Here is a 17,448-nt window from a genome sequence, read left to right as displayed (position 1 = left end):
TCGCCTCACTCGTCGCTGTCGGCGACCGGCAGCTCGACGATGAAGACGGCTCCCTCGGGCTCGTTGTCCTCAACCCACACCGACCCGCCGTAGCTGTCGACAAGCGTGTAGACGAGATAGAGCCCGATCCCTGACCCCTCGCTTTCCAACCCTTTTTCGCCTTTGCCGAAGATCTCCTCGCGTTGGTTCTCGGGGATCCCCGGGCCGTTGTCGGCGACAGAGACTCGGATGGTGTCGTCGCCGCGGTCGACGCTGACGGAGATTTCTGGCACTTCTTTGTCGTTGTGCTGGATCGCATTCTGGAGGAGATTCCGAAAGACCGCATCGAGTAGCTCGTTGCCGTAGACAGTCACCGGCGGGATCGAGCCAGCAACGTTGATGACGGCGGTTGCGTGGGCCGACCGGATCGATTCGATCTGCTGTTCGAGCGGTCGGTCGAGCGCGATCGTTTTTCGCTCGTGCTGTTGGAGCATGACGTTGGCGAGATCCCGCGCGGTCGCGGTGAGATCGACCGCGTTGCGCGCACTCTCACGGATCGATCGAAGATACCCCTCGGCATCCTCGTCGACCTTCCCGTCCAACATCTCGCTGTAGGCGACGACGATCTGGAGATCGTTGCGGATATCGTGACGCACCACCTGGTTCAGCAGTTCGAGGTTGTCGCGTTGTTCCTCCAGTCGCTGCTGGTACTGCTGGCGGTCGGTGATATCCCGGCAGATCGAAGCCGCCGCGGGTTCGCCCTCGTAGTCGACGCGGCTGACCGAGAGCTCGACGGCCACCAGCTCGTCGTCGGCCGTCTGTAACTCGATCTCATACTGCGAGGGAGCAGTATCACCGCTCATTCGGGCGAAATGGTACCCCTCAACGAGCTCACGATCGTCGGGGGCAACGATCTGCCATTTCGAGGCACCGATGAGATCGGCCTTTTCATAGCCTGTTAGCTCACACAGTCGTTGATTGGCGTAGACGATCTCGCCGTCTTGGGCGAGAAAGATCCCATCGTTGCTGTGTTCGACGATCGATTCGTACACCGACTCGCTCATACCGGTTGTTGCTCGGATATGGTAATAATCATCAGGGTTTGCTCACCCGCGGCACAAAGCCGGCAGCATTGACATGATCCGGCGAGGCTTAAACCCTCCAGCAACAGGAATCTGATGGTCGCCCCGCTAGCCCGAGGGGAGCGACCTCTCTCGTAAGTTTCGTCGTGCTTCCCCGGCTGGAGCCGCGGTTCCCCTCCCTCCGGGGGTTTCGAGACACTACCCTGCTCACAGCGGCTGGTAGAACGGTACCGGCAGGTGTGGCAGCTCGATCCCGATGAGCATCAGCGCGTGCTGAAACGGGATATACCCCAACACGAGGAATCCCACGCCGAGTATCCGATGGAGTTTCACCCGGGTCGACACCGATACCGACTGGAACAGCGTCCCGTAGAGAAACAGCGACGGAACCGTTCCGAGCCCGAGGGCGGCCAGCGACAGCGCGCCCCGAACCGGCGCGGCCTGGGCGAACGCGTACAGAAACGCCGGATACAGCAGCGGACACGGCAACAACCCATGGATCCCCCCGAGCAGCGCGACCTGCGGCCCGCCGACGTAGTCGTCGACCCGCGCCATGAGCCGCGATTGCACCGCCGTCGTCACCGGCGTCACCAGCGACTCGCCAGGCAGCGAGATGACCTGCCCGCGAACCAGATAGCTCACCCCGGCGGCCATGATGAGTACCCCGATCGTGAAGCCGACGACGATGTTGAGCTCGCGGATCGCTGTCGTCACCTGACTTGCCGAGACGACGACCAGCGAGCCGGCCAGCCCGAACAGGCCGCCGATCAGCGCGTAGCTGACCGCCCGCCCGAGGTTGAACAGCCCGTGTTGTTTGACCATCCCGACAGAGAGCCGGCTGTCGGGTCGGCGATCACTTTCAGCTGACTGCTCGCGCATCCGATCGGCGTAGGTCGTCACCAGCGGGCCACACATCCCCAGACAGTGGGCCCCACCGAAGAGGCCGATCAGCAGAAACACGCCGAGGCTCACGGGCTGGCCGGCAAGGCTGCTGGCCGACCCCGGCACGCCCACGGTGTGTTGGAGCAGGAGGCTCATGGGTTGGAGAAGGGGACTCACGGTCAGGTAGCTGTCTGATTGGTGTCTCGAACTGTGAGACTGTCGTCGGCGAGTCGATCGACATCGTCGTCGCCGTTGACATCGCCGATCTTCCCGGAGACCCACCCGAGTTCGTCCGAACGTCGCACCATTATCGACGGTACCATCGCAACGCGAAAGTAGCCTCTGGTGTGGGTCTCGAAGTACGCTGTCGCCTGCGATCTGATTGTTGACCGTGATCTAATCGACCGCATCAGCGTGTCGACCGGTCGGTAGCTTCCCTGTCGGTTCGGTCGGTCGGCTGCTGTCGTGCCACGACCGCGACGAGCAGTCCGAACGTCGCTACCAGTGCCACGGTTGCGATGTCGTAGCCCGCGGTTGCCACCGCGGTCGTCGCCTGCGTCCCGCCGATGGCACCGACGACAGCGACCAGCAAGGGCCCGGTACAGCTCACACAGGAGACAACACCGAGTACAGCCGCCCGGATCGAGCCACGGTGGGCGGCCACAAGGGTGTAGATGACGTACCCCAAGGCGAGATACGCGATCAGCTTGAACGGGACGATCGACAGCCGGATGAGCCCGCTGTCGTAGAGAACGATCGGCCCCCACCCCGGCGGCGCGGCGTGGATCCGGGGCGGAAAGCCGCCGGTTGTCGATCCGATCAGCCCGGAGAGCCAGGCGATTCCCAGCGTGTAGCCGCCGCCAACAGCGATCCCCCGCCACCGGCGCGGCCGACCCTGAACCGTCCGGCCGATCCAGACCGCCGCCGCGAGGCTGACGACGATCCACACAACAGGATACGCGAGCGATCGAAGTTCGGTGACCACGGCGTTGGTGCCGTTGAGATACGCCGCGATCGCGGCTCCAAGCATCACCGCCGCGACGACCGCGGTGCTCACCGCGGTACCGACCGGCGATCGCAACGGCGACCAGATGGATGTTGTGTGCGACATGAGAATCGGGTGGAGTGGCCGACGGCCCGGTTAGGATCGACGCTCCTCGAAGACCATCGCCGACACCTGAAACAGCCCGACGCTGAGCCCGAAGGCGACGAAGCCGACGAGGATGATCGTGCCGACGAAGTACGCCGCGCCGTTGGTGTCGACACCGACCAGCAGGCCGAGCGCGCTGCGGATCTCCCAGAGGATCACGAACAGCACGGCACTCCCAAGCAGGATCCCGCCGGGGGAGGCGTCTCTCATGGCACCACCCCCACGACCGCGGCGACGAGGCGGCCGGCCGCATCGCTCACGGCACCGATCGGGCCAAGCCCGGTGGCCGCATCAATGAGCATCGGAACCGCCTCGACGCCGGGGTCGACGATCCCGCTGTCGGTGATGATGCTGGCCAGCGGCAGGATGTAGGCCAACACGACCAACACCATGGCGATCCCGAACCAGAGCGTGAGATTATCGAGCACCTTCGGGGAGTCCGCGGCCGGCGACAGCGGCTCCGACAACTGCTTGCCGAGGCCGCTCATCCGCGGGGTACCGGTCGACAGCGCGATGTTGCTGACGAACAGCACCGTCGAGATGAACAGCAGCGTCCCCCCGAGGGCCAGCTGCATCCGGAGCTCGGTGATCGACCCGAAGGAGGCGACGAAATCAAAGCCCTGATACTGTGGCTCGGCGGTACGCCGCGGGACGCCGAACAGCCCCATCACGTGCATCGCATTCGACATCAGTGCCATCCCGACAAACCACAGCACGACCTGCGCGAGCGCGATCGGCCGGCTGAAGATCGGCTTGTTCGTGATCTGGGGCCACAGCCAGTAGGTCGCCGCCATGAACGTCAGCGCGACGGCGGTGCCGACGGTGAGATGGAAGTGTCCCGGCACCCAGATCGTGTTGTGGATGAGGTAGTTGATGTTCATCCCGGCGTTGACCATCCCGCTGAAGCCGCCGGCGGCGAACATCAGCCCCGCCAGTGCCATCCCGGTAAACGCCGGGTTGCGCCACGGCAGCGCGCGCAGCCAGCCGAACAGCCCGGTGCCACCGCGCTGGCGGGCCCCGTGTTCCATGCTGGCGACGACGGTGAAGGCCGTCAGCAGACTTGGCAGCAGGAGGAACATCGTGTTGGTCATGGCGATCATCTTAAAACCCTCCGCGATGCCGGGATCGACGTACTGGTGGTGGATCCCGACCGGCGTCGACAGCAGCAGGAACAACACGAAGACGACGCGGGCCAGCGGGTCGCTGAACAGCCGCCCACCCGAGATGCTCGGCAACACCGTGTACCACAGCAGGTACGCCGGCATCAGCCAGAAGTAGACGACCGGGTGGCCCCAGAACCAAAACAGCGTTCGCGTCAACAGTGGGTTGACGCTATCGAGGAGGCCGAGCGACCACGGCAGGAGGAAGACGACGACGGCGATAGCGACGCCGATGGTGGCGATATACCACATCAGCATCGTCGTCAACACCATAAACGCCTGCAGCGGGATGCGCTCGTCGGGGTTGTCCTGCTTCCAGGCGTACCACGCCCGGAAGTAGTCAGCCCCCGCCAGCCACGTGCCGATAATGAAGATCGCCAGCCCGCCGTAAAACAGCGGGTGGGCCTGCATCGGCGCGTAGAAGGTAAATAGCACGTCAGCGCTGATATCGGTCGACGGGAAGAACCCGCCGAGGATCGCCACAACTGCCATCAGCGTGCCGATGACCATCAGCCCATACCACGCCCACGTGTAGCGGATATCCACAAGCGGGCGATCGAGGCTCCGGACGGTCGCCCACGTGAACAGCCCCACGAGGAAGAAGATGGTAAACGAGACCACCAACAGAACGCCGTGGGCGGTCAACACGGTGTAGTAGTACTGTGAGTCGAGGAATCGGAAGACATCGGTTCGGTGGAGTGCCTGGATGAGCCCGAAGACCGCGCCCAAAAACAGCGAGATAAACGAGCTGATCAGCGACGCTCTCACGACCGACGCTTCCTGCGGGAAGCGATCCATGAAGCTCGGTGTTCCGGTTTCGAGTGCCTCAGACATCAGGCATCACCACTCTGGTTGGCAGCATCACTCTGGGTAGCTTCACCACTCTGGTTTGCATCGTCACTCTGGGTAGCCTCATCACTCTGGTTGAACTCATCCTGTGGTTGGACGACGACCGAGCCCTCCATCGTGTGGTGGCCGGCCCCGCAGTATTCGTGACAGAGCAGCCCGTACTCACCGGGCTCGTTGAAGTCGACGGTCAACTCGGTCACCTGTCCGGGTACCACCATCACGTTGGCGTTCGTGCCGACGATCTCGAAGCCATGGATCACGTCCGGCGAGGTGACGAAAAACGTCACCGTGCTGTTGGCCGGTACCGTGATCGGATCCGGCCTGAAGATGAACTGCTGGGCGATGACGTAGGCCTCATACTCGTTGTCGCCGACCTGCTCGACCCGGGGCTCGCTGAACCGCGGATCCTCATCGAGCGCGCTTGCGTTGACTGTCCCACCCTCGTCGGAGACCATGTCGATCCCGACGGCCGTTGCGCCGTATGTGACCGTACTGATGAAGCCGACGATCAGCAGGAGCGCGGCCATCAGCCAGATCTTTTCGTAGCTATGAATGTTCATTTGTCACACAACCGTTAGTTCGTTGCCGAGGAACTCAACGAAGTACATGAAGACCCACATGACGAGCAGGATCACGAAGTAGACGGCGATAAGCGCGAGTGTGCCCTTCGGATCATACTCGTCGTGACCGATCTCTCTGACCACTTGTTCCTCTCCCATATTTCGGCGTTTGCGCCATACAATAGATAAAAGTAGCAGGGGTAGCTCAGTCAGTAGGAATCGGCACAAACAGTTATCAACGATAAGTCGCAACGCTCCTCGCAATGGTCTCACCACGGATTGCGACACTGCTCACGCTCGCCGCGCTGCCGGCGATCGGCTACTACACGCTCGTCGACGAACAGATCGTCGCCGTCTCGCTGGTCAACATCCTCATCATCGCGGCCGCGCTGTTTATCGCGTTTGGGCCGCTCTCCGACGACGCCGATCACAGTCACGACCACGCCTGAGCACGATCCCCAGCACTGCCCGCCGCGCTGGTGACAGCCGGCCGATCCGCGGCTGTCTCGACAGCACCCACGCGAGTTCCCCTGTATGTGCCCCTGTACTCTCTGTGAGCTGCCGACGCCCGACCCACCGATCACCGACGAGGCTGTCGACGGCGAATTCTGCTGTCGCGGCTGTCTGGAAGTCGCTCGATCGGTCGGCTCTGTCGAGGATGCGACCCCCGAGGACGCCCGCGAGGAAGTTCAGGCCGACACCGATCCTGACGACCTCCCGAACGGCTACGACGAGCAGTACCTCCATGTCGATGGCATGCACTGTGCCACCTGTGAGGCGTTTCTCGAATCGACCGCTGTCGACAACGACGGCGTCGGCGCGGCGACAGCCAGCTACGCGACGGACACGCTGAAGCTCCACTACGATCCTGACGCCGTCGATAGCGACCAGCTGCCAGAGATCGTCTCCGGCTACGGCTACGATGCCACCGAGCGCGCGCTGACCGACGACACCGCCCCGGCCGGCGATGTCGCCGTCGCCAAGTTCCTCATCGGCGGCGGGCTCTTCGGGATGATGACGATGATGTGGTATCTTCTTTTTATCTATCCGAAGTATTTCGGCTTCGAGCCGTTGATCGATCTCGGCGGGTTTGACGGGCTGTATCTGTTTACGCAGCTGTGGCTGTTGGCGTCGCTCGTCCTGTTTTACACCGGGTATCCGATCCTCCGTGGGGCGTACGTCAGCCTCACGGCCGGCGAGCCAAACATGGATCTGCTTGTCGCGGTCGCCGCGCTGGGCTCGTATGGCTACAGCACGCTGGCGTTGGGTCTCGGCCGTACCGATCTCTATTTCGATGTCACCGTCGCCATCATCCTGGTCGTGACCTTCGGCAACTACTATGAGAGCCGGATCAAACGCCGGGCGTCGGATCTGCTCTCCGAGCTGACGGCGATCCAGGTCGACGAAGCCCGCCGACCGGACGGCACAACCGTCGCTGTCGACGCGGTTGAGCCGGGCGACGAACTCCTGGTGCGGCCGGGCGATCGAATTCCGGTCGACGGAACGGTCGCCGAAGGGGTCGCCGCCGTCGACGAGGCACTGGTGACCGGCGAGTCGCTACCCCGCACGAAACGTGCCGGCGATTTTGTCCGTGGTGGCACCGTCGTCACCGACCAGCCGCTGACGATCGAGGCCGGCGACGACGCCGACAGCACGCTGGATCGCCTCATCGAGCTGTTGTGGGAGATCCAGAGCAGCTCCCCCGGTGTCCAGCGATTCGCCGACAAGCTGGCGACGATCTTCGTCCCGCTGGTGTTGACGATCGGCGCGGTTGTCACGGTCGGCCTGATCGCAACCGGCACGTCGCCGACGGCCGCCCTGCTCACCGGGCTGACCGTGATCATCGTCTCCTGTCCCTGCGCGCTTGGCTTGGCGACGCCGCTGGCGGTCGCCCGCGGGATTCAGACAGCCGCCGACCACGGGCTGGTCGTCGCCAGCGACACCGTCTTCGAGCGGCCGATCGATCTCGATGTGATCGCCCTCGACAAGACGGGCACGCTGACGACCGGCGAGATGGAGGTCACCGAGACGGTCGCCGACGACCCCGAGGCCGTGCTGTCGGCGGCCGCCACGCTCGAACGCGCGGCCGCCCACCCGATCGCCGATGCGATCGTTGCGGCAGCCGCCCCCGACACGTCGGCCTCGGGCCAGTCGACTGACGGGCCTTCGCCATCGACGGCGACCGATGGTGGCGTGGCGACCGCGGGCTGGGCCGACCCCGAGTCATCGATCGAGACGGTCGAGACGCTGGAGCGCGGTGTTCGCGGCGAGGTCGACGGGAGGGAGACACTGGTCGGTCATCCCTCGCTGTTTGCTGATGGGTCGTGGGATGATCCCGAAAACTATCTGGCAGCCGCCGACCGCATCGCCGAGGGCGGCGCGGTCGCCGTCGTCGTCGGCTGGTCGGAGACGATCCAGGGGGTGATCGCCGTCGGCGACGAGCCGAAAGCCGACTGGGAGGGTGTCGTCAGCGACCTCGCGGCCGACGACCGTGAGATCGTCGTCCTCTCTGGCGACAACGAGGCTGCAACCCAGGCGTTCGGCGAGCATCCCGCTGTCGACCACGTCTTCGCTGGCGTGCCGCCGGAGGCGAAGGCGGCGACCGTGCGCGAACTCCAATCGAAGGGTCGGGTGGCGATGATCGGCGACGGCAGCAACGACGCCCTGGCGTTGGCGACGGCGGATCTCGGGATTGCGTTGGCAACGGGGACGAAGCTGGCGACCGACGCCGGCGACGTGATCGTCGCCGATGGCACGCTTGACGCGGTGCCCTCGTTGCTGACGATCATCGAAAAGACCAACAGCCGCATCACCCAGAATCTCGGCTGGGCACTCTGTTACAACGCGGTGGCGATCCCGCTTGCGGTCGCCGGCCTGCTGAACCCGCTGTTGGCCGCGGTGGCGATGGGGGCAAGCAGTCTGTTGGTCGTGGTGAACTCAACGCTCCGGCCGCTGGACTGATCTGCCACAGGCGGCCGGAAGATTATACACAATTTCGATGAAAAGTGGATGTTTATTGGGATAATGACATTTTACCTTTGCTCATCCACCGAACAGACTGCCACACTGAGCAGTACGACTGGGTACTGTATCAACCCTCTCAGTGTGTGTCTCCTGATTTCTCAACGACAGATAGTGATCTGTTCTGATAGAATTGTCGTACAAGATACAGAGCATGAGGTCTGCATAAGGAGGCTGTGAAGTCAGATTAAGTGATACTGTACCGCCGTCCTCGCTCAGTGAACTGGATAACGAATCTCTTCGATTTTAGTCTCTTGTCTGCAAGTCACTACCTACTGCACCATGATTCTCAGTATCACAAATCTTGAGCTGCTTTCGGCTCTGTGATTGATAAATAATGTGCCCGGATACGATTTGTATACCTGATTAAGACGTCACGGCACTATTTCTTCAAGCAGTACCTCCCTTTGATCTCCGCTTTCACCCGTCCAAATCATCCGGATTTCTCCACCCGAAGAAACATCATCACCATCTTCGAGAAAATTTACGCTACTCAGTGTAACTTCATCCCCGGATTGGAACAACCCGTCTATAGTATCACTATTATCGACGGCATCATTGAAGTTCGTAGGCCCTCTTTCAGCAGTATCATTGACGGTGTATTCGAACGCTACATTGTCTGGGTTGATATCATCCCCACTTCCATGGGTTATGGTAATATTATTCCCGTTAGTATCGAAGTCTGCATTGAATTGAGCATTCGGTGCGACTTCGATATCACTGCCGAAGTCTGTTACAAGTCCACCCACAACTGCCACGAGAATAACTGTAATCCCAACCAATAGGATTACACCGATTACTGGTGACAGTCCCCGGTCATCCGCTGGTTTAAATTCGAACATCACTATATCATTATCGTTTATACTATATAATATTTCGGGACAAATATTTATGAAATTTAAATTCTTATCGAGTTACATTATAATACAAAAGCTTATTGACTAGGGCAACATTACGTCACGAATAGGAACATATTAATTAGAATGATTTGATGGGGATTATAGGAAATACGACAAATATCTAATATGAGTTCAGATATCAACGATGTAAGTGGGGAAAACGCTTCTATTAGTCGAAAAAATGAAAAGTCGCTTTATTTGCAGCATGATAGTAGTGAACTCGGAGTAGAATCTAAGATACAGAAGGCTATAACAAACGGGAGGGCTCTCTCTGAATGTTTAAAAATACACCAAGCAAGTAAGACTGCTAATCAACTTGCAGAGAGTATAAATGAAAATACTGTCTCTGTCAATCCAAATGTGGATGAGGATGAATTTTTCTCAACTTCAACCGGAACAACCACAATCACAAACAGATATGATTTAGAAAAAGCCGTTCCACACGAAAAAAAGACACACTTCAATGAAATTAATCGATATTGGGTGAATAAGCCATACTCGTTTATTATCTTATTCAAATCAAAGAAAGAAAATGAAATTAAATATTATGCCATTGAGCCTTATCAGTCGAAGATTGAAGCCGAGCTACGTGAGTACATTGAAAAGAAACTCCAGCAAGAGATCAAATACGGGCAGTACACTGGTAATGAAACCACACGGCAACATAAACTTCATAACATAACGACTGAGACCCACAAGCTGCTGCGACGGTTTGGGTTATACACGCCTTCCACTTCTCCAACAACTCCTCCTACATCTGAAACTCCCATTGCCAATGAGGGGCAGTCACTTTCGGCTCGAATTAGCCGGTATATTACCAGATTCAAACAAAAGACCGACAAGTTCGATCTAAAACAAGTGGTGGCTACTCTGAGCACTAATGGGAAATCAACGCTAACACCAACAGCAAATCCAGATGATCCACCGACAAATCACGTAGACGGTATCGAGGCGACTCCAACGACCGATGCAGACTTAGAAAAGAGTAAAACACTCTCAGAATATCAAGTCGAGAAGCTGTTGTATTATCTCCAGCGTGACTACATTGGCTATGAGAAAATCGACCCGATCAAGCATGATATCAATATCGAGGATATTTCTTGTGATGGCTATCATTCACCGGTTTTCGTCTATCACACGGAACACGAACAGATCATCACCAATATCTTCCACGAGGAAGACGAGCTTGATGATTTTGTTGTTAAATTAGCCCAACTATCCGGGAAAGGGATTTCAAAACGACAACCACAGGTTGATGCGACACTTCCTGATGGGTCACGCGCACAGCTAACGCTTGGACGAGAAGTTTCCGATCACGGGACGAATTATACGATCCGGCAATTCAAAGAGGTTCCTTTTACACCAGTTGACCTGATTAATTGGGGGACGTTCTCACTTGACCAGATGGCGTTGCTGTGGCTGGCAATCGAAAACGAAAAATCGCTGATCTTTGCTGGCGGAACAGCCAGTGGCAAAACAACGTCTCTCAATGCAGTTTCGCTGTTTATTCCCTCTAACACAAAGATCGTCTCTATTGAGGATACACGAGAAGTTGAGCTCCCACAACGGAATTGGGTAGCGTCAGTAACCCGACCCTCCTTCACAGAGGACGAGCAGGGCGACATTGACGAATTTGACTTGCTTGAAGCAGCCCTTCGCCAACGACCAGATTACATCGTCATGGGTGAGATCAGAGGCGAAGAAGGTCGCACGCTCTTCCAAGTAATGTCTACCGGCCATACGACCTATACAACCTTCCACGCAGATTCAGTCGGCGAGGTTATCAAGCGGTTCACGACAGACCCAATCAACGTTTCCAAGACGATGTTTACCGCCCTCGATTTAGTCTCAATTCAAACGTCAACGAGGGTAAATGGACAGAAGGTACGGCGGAACAAGGTGATCACTGAAATCAATCACTACGATGCCGAAGATGACGATATCAATGTCCAAGACGTGTATCAGTGGGGTGCTAAAGACGATGAATTCGAACAAATCGGCAATCCAAATATCCTCAAAGAGATTAAATTCGATCGCGGCTGGCAACAACACCGGCTTGAGCGTGAAATCCTTGAGCGAAAGGTCGTCTTAGCCTATCTCATCAAACACGGCCTAAATACCTATACGGAGGTTGCAGCCACAATTCAAGCCTACATTAATGATCCAGAAACGATTCTTTCGTTGATTGCAGACGGGTCATTAGAGGAAAGTCTAAGCGACCTCCGTGATATGGAGTCTGTCCATATTGACATTGATGAATCAACTGAGGCTCTTGTGCCTCGGCCAGACCCTGATGAGGATCAAATCACGGAGGTAGACAAAATCCTCCATCGTGCGGAGCTTGAACCACTTCCAAAATTCGAAAACGCGATGGATTTCGAAGGAGAAATTGAGACTCTCTTCGATATGTATGGTGATTCTTCGTCGACTAGTTTAGATTACACGCTAACGACATTCATTGGTGATGAAGAATGAGCACCCCAACCAAATCGCAGTTTAACCAAGTCAATATCGATACGTTAGGGGATTTATTCTATCCGCTCTTTGATCGTTTGTTTGCGGACAATAGCGATTTCGTTGGGAATGTAGAGACGAAACTCAAGCAAGCCCGGATGAAGGAAACGACGGAATACTATATTTCTAAGGGGTTGGGTATCGGTATCGTCGTCGGCCTCGTATTATGGGTTTTGGGAATGGCTCTCGGCTACGGTATTTTCGCACTCAATTTCATCACGCCAGAAACGCTGAGTCTTGGCATCCCCGTTCCAAACGAGGCAACTGCTGATCTGCTCAGATCATTAGTGGTTCCAATCATTGTTATTTTATCAGGGATCGTTTTCGGGACGATTGGCTTCGCCGTCGGGTTCGGTGGGTATGTCGGTATCCCATATCAGCGAGCAAGCCAGCGAAAACGGAATATCAATATCCTCCTTCCGGATGCGATCTCGTTCATGTATGCACTTGCTGTTGGGGGAATGAATCAGCTAGAGATACTCAGAGCAATGGCGCAAACTGAGGAAACCTATGATGAAGTCTCTAAAGAATTTCAGTCCATCATCAACGAGACGGAGTATTTGGGTGAAGACTATCGGAATGCGATCCGAACACAAGCTCTCGAAACACCGAGTGATCCGTTCGCTCAGTTTCTCACTGATATGCTTTCAATCATCGACTCCGGTGGCGATATTGAGTCGTTCTTAGAGGATAAAAAAGAGCGGCACATGCGAACAGCCAAACAGGAAGAGGAAACCACACTTGACACGCTTGAACTGTTTGGCGAAATGTATATGACGATCTCGATGTTCCCGCTACTGCTGTTGATTATTCTTGTCGTCATGGGGATCATGGGGCAAGCCCGAGAACAAATGCTCTATCTTGTTGTATACGGAATGATCCCGCTGATCGGCGTCGGGTTTTTAGTCATCATAGCGAGCGCAAAAACGGATGATCCCGGTAATGGATATCTCTCAGTAGAACCGGGGGAGACGGCGGGAAAGAAAGGGGTGATTGATCTCTCAGATATTAACCAGCATACCGCCAGTTCATCCGTGTTTTCATTCATTAAATCACACCAACGGAACTACGAAATACGTGAAATAATCGCTGCACCACATCAGTTTTTCAAGCAGTATCCAACATACACACTACTCGTCACGGTTCCAATTGCACTTGCTGTATTGGGAATCGGACTCATCCAAGGGATCGCCCCAACCTCGCTTGACGGACTGATGAATCAGGTCGTCTGGGGGACACTCTTCTGGGTGTATATTCCGACGTACATCCTTTTGACCCCGTTAGCCATCTTCTATGAATGGAACGTCAGATCCCGACAAACGATCATCGGCAAACTCTCGGTCAACCTCCGGAAAATCGCCAGCGCGAACGATACCGGCCAAACTCTCCAAGAAGCAATTGAAACGGTTGCCACGACCTCGACTGGCAACTTAGCACGAGAGCTATCTATCATTCACGCTAAAATCAGCTACGGGATCAGCGTCAAACAGGCTCTCATTGAATTTAATAACACGTATCACATCCCACGGCTCTCCCGGACAATCAAGCTCATCGTCGAAGCACAGCAAGCAACAAATGAGATCTCAGACGTGCTTACGACCGCCGCACGAGCCAGTGAGAATGCCGACGATATCGAACGCGAACGCCGATCACGAACACAAATGCAGGTCGCTATTATCCTCATGACATTTCTAACGTTGCTCGGTGTCATGGCTATCCTACAAAGTCAATTTATTGATGTAATGGTGGAACTCACTCAAGGAAACAACGGTGGTGGCGGAGCCGGGAGTCCTGTTACCGGACTCGATGGGGATATGCTTTCGATGCTATTCTTCCATGCCGTCACGCTGCAAGCGTTACTTGCAGGATTCATTGCTGGCATTATTCGCACCGGAAAGCCACTCTCTGGAACGAAATTCGTCGTCGTGTTGCTAACAGTCTCAATCGCAGCTTGGAGCGTGGTTGCATAATGTGGCAAGCGCGTTTTTCAAACAGCCAATCAAGAGGACAGACTACCATCGATTATACAATCGGGATCGTTCTCTTTATTTCAGTTATCGGCGGTGTATTCCTCCTCCTTCCAACAGTGTTTGAGCCGTTTTCGACGTCGACTACAGCAGAGACGATCATAGCAGATCAAATCGCTACCCAACTCACAACAGAGTTGCTACAAGCAGAAGATCCAGGAACGGTAGATGCCGTCTGCACGGCGGCATTCTTCGGCGGTAATACCAGTCTTGATGAGACGTGTTCATTCACTGCTGATGATTCGGTTACAACGATCGTTGGGTTGGATAATACAACCAGTACTTCGATTTATATTCACGAAGTCCGAGAGGGTGGAGCCGGCGGGAGTGCTGCAACAACAACGGTTGACGGTGTAAGCTACGATCTACAGCGTAACACAGGAGAGACTGGGCGAAACACTGCTGTCGCTACACGAACCGTTCGGTTGAATGGCGAGATTCATCGCCTGTCAGTTGAGGTATGGTAGGATGTATCTCCCTACCCAATTTGATTGTGAAAATAGAGGCCAAGCGCATACCACCGAGGCCATTGTTGCATCCATACTGATACTCCTCGCAGTCTTATTCGCCCTGCAGACCACGACAGTTACTCCGTTCTCATCAACAACGACGGACAAACACTTGGAGAATCAAGAGCGGGAGCTGGTTAGCAATACGATTGACATCACCCACACCTCTGGCGAACTGAAACAAACCCTGTTGAACTGGAACGGCTCTGATACCGCCGGGAACGAGAAAGAAGGGTTTGCTGGTCGAGCGAACCCGAATGAAACCAGTTATTATACAAATATGGATGCTGATACAGCTTTCCTTAATCGGCTGAATGACAGTATAGATACCACTCAAACGGCCTATAATGTCAATCTCAAACACTACAATACCTCGACCGAAATGAAATCACAACGACTCCTCAGAACAGGATCACCATCAGATAATGTCGTCACTGTCAGAAAACCGATTGTCCTGCATGATTCGGATACACTCACAACGCAGCCACATACACAGTTACAAAACACCGATAGCGAGGACTTCTATATTACTTCGCTAAACGAAACCGCTCCAATCTACAATTATGTCGAAGTCGAGGTGGTTGTATGGAGGAGATAAGTATGAGCGGACAATCGAACGCAGAATCTCGGGGGCAACTATTGATCGTCACAGCAGTCGTGATTGCGGCTCTGCTTCTCTCCCTTTCAATGGTACTCAACATGGCCCTATTCACCGAAGCGCAGTCGACAAGTGTCACATTCAGTGATACTGCTCGCGGTGAATCGCTGAAAGACACACATATCACAAATATTGCCCAAACGATTGCTATCGAAAATAGTCAGATGGACGGGCAGGCCCCATCAGATACCCACGCCGTCATTGCCAATATCAACGCACAAACTACCCAGCGACAAACAACGTACGGTGCCATCGCGTCGCTCACACATGACTCGACGACAACTGGGACACGGATTGCATGGACAAATTCGGATGCATCCCTTACGAATACAGATGGGAATGAGACGTGGGTAGTAACGGATGGAATCGGAGAGATACGCGCTTATTCGATGAATTTCTCTACACTGCCTTCACTATCAGATCCGTCCGTCGCAGCGTTAGAGGCAAACGCGTTCGGCGTGACGTTCAACCCCAGTGATTCGGAAAACGCAACCAGATACGTCTACAGAAACAGCGGTGAGATCCATATTACAGGAGTAGATGAGACTGCGACGGTCACGACCTCATGTCGTATCCCAGAACGAACCACCACAACCATCCACTTCACAACAAATACGCTCACATCGGCTGTCGAAGAATCCCCTTGCCGTAACTTGTGGCCGGGATTCGATGTCGATGAACTCCAGTTCAATAACGGCGATACCGCTACTGGTGAGTTTGCTTACGTTATCTCATCCGGCTCGGTTGCTCCCGACGATGGAGGGACACACAACGAAATTGAGACAGCGACAGCTGTCTACGCCCTCACAGTCACATACGAGTACATCACTGACGATACTGAATACACGACCAGCACACGGCTCGCAAAGGGGGAACCATGATCATGAATCGCTTCGATTTCGGATCAGACAGCCGTGGACTGTCTACGGTCACCGGCTATACGCTCACACTTGCTATTACGGGTATTTTGCTTACAGGCCTGATTACCGGGGCAACGGGGTTTGTGCAAAGTGAAACCGAGCTGACAGCGACCAACCAATTAGAGATTGCTGGAAACACGCTCGGAAGTGAACTCGGGACGACACACGGCATTGCGACAAATCCAGCTGACAGCAACCAGCAAATCACCACGACTGTTGATTTGCCCGACCGGACGGCTGCGGGAGCATACACAATCACCGTTACTGACACGCAGATTCAACTCGCAACGGTTGACGGCGACGTGACCGTTACCGAACCACTCCCGGCTGCAAACGAGGAGATAAATATTACAAGCAATGGCCGAATTAGCGGAGGGTCAGTCACCATCCGCTACTCTGGTGGAACGACAATCGAGGTGGGAGCCACCAATGGATGAATCGGACTGTGGACGAGGGGTGAGCGATGTTCTTGGCTACATCATGATCTTCGGCATGATCCTCACACTAACTTTTGTCGCAACCACAACAGGCATCACTGAAATCAGCTCACAACAACAGAGCGAGCAGATTGCCACAGTCGAACGTGGCTTCCAGATCCTTGACCGTGATTTCGAAACTATACAGACACACAAAGACTCACGAAAGGCAACACCGTTGAATATTCAATCTGGGAGTATTGGCTACGGTGAAATAGCAACAATCACAATCGGCGAGTGGGATACAAGCAGCAACGAGTTTACCGCCGATAACACATCGATTGCGACGAGAACAATCACGTATCAAAACGACAATACAGAACTTGTCTATGAGGGTGGCCTGCTGTTCAATGATAGAACGAGCCGAGAGACCCTTTCACGTACTGACACCGGCTTTGTTGTAGAAGACACGAAAGCAGTCATCCCTGTTGTGAGTCTCAACACCCCCAATCCTGATTTCGGTGTTGCTCCCTCAGGAGAACTCGTCATCCAGTCGGTGTATTCTTCCGACACACAAACAACAGCGGCGCGAACAGTGACAGGTGAAACACTCAAAATAGCGATTGAATCAACCAAACCGGCTGGCTGGGAACGGCAGTTAGCCGACGAGGGATTCGAGAATGTTGAACGCGATGGGAGTACCGTTCGGGCATCAATTACTGTTGATGGAACAAGCCCAGAAACCGCCGTACTCTCGCCGACAGCTATCCAAACGGACATTGAAACCTAAATTCGCTTTTTCTAAGTCAACAAAACAACATT

The 17,448-nt window shown here is 55.3% G+C and carries 17 protein-coding genes and 1 pseudogene; 9 read left to right on the top strand and 9 right to left on the bottom strand.

Annotated features, from left to right (window positions below; genetic code table 11):
* Positions 1-5: 5 nt before the first annotated feature.
* The 8 genes from EWF95_RS06640 to EWF95_RS06610 all read right to left on the bottom strand — a co-directional run bounded on the left by EWF95_RS06640 (position 6) and on the right by EWF95_RS06610 (position 5,821).
* Positions 6-1,043, bottom strand: coding sequence for a two-component system sensor histidine kinase NtrB (locus EWF95_RS06640; RefSeq protein WP_142443293.1), 1,038 nt, complete (start codon positions 1,041-1,043; stop codon positions 6-8).
* Between the two features lie 225 nt (positions 1,044-1,268).
* The gene (locus tag EWF95_RS06635; RefSeq protein ID WP_142443292.1) at positions 1,269-2,099 is read right to left on the bottom strand and encodes a sulfite exporter TauE/SafE family protein; all 831 of its coding nucleotides are present in this window, start codon (positions 2,097-2,099) and stop codon (positions 1,269-1,271) included.
* Positions 2,100-2,122: 23 nt separating this feature from the next.
* Positions 2,123-2,251: a hypothetical protein gene (locus EWF95_RS13815; protein ID WP_281285194.1), complete on the bottom strand. Its 129-nt coding sequence runs from the start codon at positions 2,249-2,251 to the stop codon at positions 2,123-2,125.
* Between the two features lie 101 nt (positions 2,252-2,352).
* Positions 2,353-3,054, bottom strand: a complete 702-nt coding sequence (locus EWF95_RS06630; RefSeq protein ID WP_142443291.1) for a DUF7546 family protein — start codon at positions 3,052-3,054, stop codon at positions 2,353-2,355.
* 30 nt (positions 3,055-3,084) lie between these two features.
* Positions 3,085-3,303, bottom strand: a complete 219-nt coding sequence (locus EWF95_RS06625) for a hypothetical protein (protein WP_142443290.1) — start codon at positions 3,301-3,303, stop codon at positions 3,085-3,087.
* Positions 3,300-5,087 (bottom strand): b(o/a)3-type cytochrome-c oxidase subunit 1, encoded by a 1,788-nt coding sequence (locus EWF95_RS06620; protein ID WP_142443289.1) that lies wholly within the window; start codon positions 5,085-5,087, stop codon positions 3,300-3,302. The genes EWF95_RS06625 and EWF95_RS06620 overlap by 4 nt, the downstream gene beginning before the upstream one ends.
* Positions 5,087-5,629, bottom strand: a complete 543-nt coding sequence (locus tag EWF95_RS06615; RefSeq protein ID WP_394348580.1) for a cytochrome c oxidase subunit II — start codon at positions 5,627-5,629, stop codon at positions 5,087-5,089. Before EWF95_RS06615 ends, EWF95_RS06620 begins: the two co-directional genes overlap by 1 nt.
* Positions 5,630-5,665: 36 nt before the next feature.
* On the bottom strand, positions 5,666-5,821 hold the full coding sequence (locus EWF95_RS06610) for a cytochrome c oxidase subunit 2A (RefSeq protein ID WP_142443287.1): 156 nt from the start codon (positions 5,819-5,821) through the stop codon (positions 5,666-5,668).
* Between the two features lie 104 nt (positions 5,822-5,925).
* Here EWF95_RS06610 and EWF95_RS06605 point away from each other — a divergent pair, with 104 nt between their 5' ends.
* Both EWF95_RS06605 and EWF95_RS06600 read left to right on the top strand, forming a co-directional pair.
* Positions 5,926-6,111, top strand: a complete 186-nt coding sequence (locus EWF95_RS06605) for a cytochrome-ba3 oxidase subunit (protein WP_142443286.1) — start codon at positions 5,926-5,928, stop codon at positions 6,109-6,111.
* Between the two features lie 85 nt (positions 6,112-6,196).
* Positions 6,197-8,623, top strand: coding sequence for a heavy metal translocating P-type ATPase (locus EWF95_RS06600; RefSeq protein WP_142443285.1), 2,427 nt, complete (start codon positions 6,197-6,199; stop codon positions 8,621-8,623).
* Between the two features lie 434 nt (positions 8,624-9,057).
* On the opposite strand, the gene EWF95_RS06595 is transcribed toward EWF95_RS06600, so the two are convergent.
* Positions 9,058-9,525: a type IV pilin gene (locus EWF95_RS06595; protein ID WP_142443284.1), complete on the bottom strand. Its 468-nt coding sequence runs from the start codon at positions 9,523-9,525 to the stop codon at positions 9,058-9,060.
* Positions 9,526-9,876: 351 nt separating this feature from the next.
* Here EWF95_RS06595 and EWF95_RS13680 point away from each other — a divergent pair.
* From EWF95_RS13680 to EWF95_RS06560, 7 genes and pseudogenes are all read left to right on the top strand, one after another.
* Positions 9,877-11,949, top strand: a pseudogene (locus EWF95_RS13680) (type II/IV secretion system ATPase subunit); the annotation flags it as partial.
* Positions 11,950-12,053: 104 nt separating this feature from the next.
* A complete protein-coding gene (locus EWF95_RS06585) occupies positions 12,054-14,066 on the top strand; it encodes a type II secretion system F family protein (protein ID WP_142443283.1) in 2,013 nt (670 codons plus the stop codon).
* Entirely contained in the window at positions 14,066-14,590 is a 525-nt protein-coding gene (locus EWF95_RS06580) for a DUF7287 family protein (protein ID WP_142443282.1), read from the top strand. Before EWF95_RS06585 ends, EWF95_RS06580 begins: the two co-directional genes overlap by 1 nt.
* Before the next feature lies 1 nt (position 14,591).
* On the top strand, positions 14,592-15,230 hold the full coding sequence (locus tag EWF95_RS06575) for a DUF7288 family protein (protein WP_142443281.1): 639 nt from the start codon (positions 14,592-14,594) through the stop codon (positions 15,228-15,230).
* The gene (locus EWF95_RS06570; RefSeq protein WP_142443280.1) at positions 15,218-16,171 is read left to right on the top strand and encodes a hypothetical protein; all 954 of its coding nucleotides are present in this window, start codon (positions 15,218-15,220) and stop codon (positions 16,169-16,171) included. The genes EWF95_RS06575 and EWF95_RS06570 overlap by 13 nt, the downstream gene beginning before the upstream one ends.
* A gap of 2 nt (positions 16,172-16,173) precedes the next feature.
* Complete coding sequence (locus EWF95_RS06565) at positions 16,174-16,647, top strand: DUF7266 family protein (RefSeq protein ID WP_142443279.1); 474 nt, start codon at positions 16,174-16,176, stop codon at positions 16,645-16,647.
* Positions 16,640-17,416, top strand: coding sequence for a DUF7289 family protein (locus EWF95_RS06560; RefSeq protein WP_142443278.1), 777 nt, complete (start codon positions 16,640-16,642; stop codon positions 17,414-17,416). The genes EWF95_RS06565 and EWF95_RS06560 overlap by 8 nt, the downstream gene beginning before the upstream one ends.
* Positions 17,417-17,448: the final 32 nt, after the last annotated feature.

The organism is Halonotius roseus (assembly GCF_006861655.1).
Taxonomy (GTDB): Archaea; Halobacteriota; Halobacteria; order Halobacteriales; family Haloferacaceae; genus Halonotius; species Halonotius roseus.
The sequence above is the reverse complement of the archived record's forward strand: the minus strand, read 5'-3'. Positions and strand labels throughout refer to the sequence as shown.

Bases quoted from the DNA above. Each gene is read 5' to 3' on its own strand.
- EWF95_RS06630 (WP_142443291.1), bottom strand. From the start codon at position 3,054: ATGTCGCACACAACATCCATCTGGTCGCCGTTGCGATCGCCGGTCGGT.
- EWF95_RS06600 (WP_142443285.1), top strand. From the start codon at position 6,197: ATGTGCCCCTGTACTCTCTGTGAGCTGCCGACGCCCGACCCACCGATC.
- EWF95_RS06585 (WP_142443283.1), top strand. From the start codon at position 12,054: ATGAGCACCCCAACCAAATCGCAGTTTAACCAAGTCAATATCGATACG.
- EWF95_RS06570 (WP_142443280.1), top strand. From the start codon at position 15,218: ATGGAGGAGATAAGTATGAGCGGACAATCGAACGCAGAATCTCGGGGG.
- EWF95_RS06625 (WP_142443290.1), bottom strand. From the start codon at position 3,303: ATGAGAGACGCCTCCCCCGGCGGGATCCTGCTTGGGAGTGCCGTGCTG.
- EWF95_RS06565 (WP_142443279.1), top strand. From the start codon at position 16,174: ATGAATCGCTTCGATTTCGGATCAGACAGCCGTGGACTGTCTACGGTC.
- EWF95_RS06595 (WP_142443284.1), bottom strand. From the start codon at position 9,525: ATGTTCGAATTTAAACCAGCGGATGACCGGGGACTGTCACCAGTAATC.
- EWF95_RS06575 (WP_142443281.1), top strand. From the start codon at position 14,592: ATGTATCTCCCTACCCAATTTGATTGTGAAAATAGAGGCCAAGCGCAT.
- EWF95_RS06640 (WP_142443293.1), bottom strand. From the start codon at position 1,043: ATGAGCGAGTCGGTGTACGAATCGATCGTCGAACACAGCAACGATGGG.
- EWF95_RS06610 (WP_142443287.1), bottom strand. From the start codon at position 5,821: ATGGGAGAGGAACAAGTGGTCAGAGAGATCGGTCACGACGAGTATGAT.
- EWF95_RS06605 (WP_142443286.1), top strand. From the start codon at position 5,926: ATGGTCTCACCACGGATTGCGACACTGCTCACGCTCGCCGCGCTGCCG.
- EWF95_RS06620 (WP_142443289.1), bottom strand. From the start codon at position 5,087: ATGTCTGAGGCACTCGAAACCGGAACACCGAGCTTCATGGATCGCTTC.
- EWF95_RS06580 (WP_142443282.1), top strand. From the start codon at position 14,066: ATGTGGCAAGCGCGTTTTTCAAACAGCCAATCAAGAGGACAGACTACC.
- EWF95_RS13815 (WP_281285194.1), bottom strand. From the start codon at position 2,251: ATGGTGCGACGTTCGGACGAACTCGGGTGGGTCTCCGGGAAGATCGGC.
- EWF95_RS06635 (WP_142443292.1), bottom strand. From the start codon at position 2,099: ATGAGCCTCCTGCTCCAACACACCGTGGGCGTGCCGGGGTCGGCCAGC.
- EWF95_RS06615 (WP_394348580.1), bottom strand. From the start codon at position 5,629: ATGGCCGCGCTCCTGCTGATCGTCGGCTTCATCAGTACGGTCACATAC.
- EWF95_RS06560 (WP_142443278.1), top strand. From the start codon at position 16,640: ATGGATGAATCGGACTGTGGACGAGGGGTGAGCGATGTTCTTGGCTAC.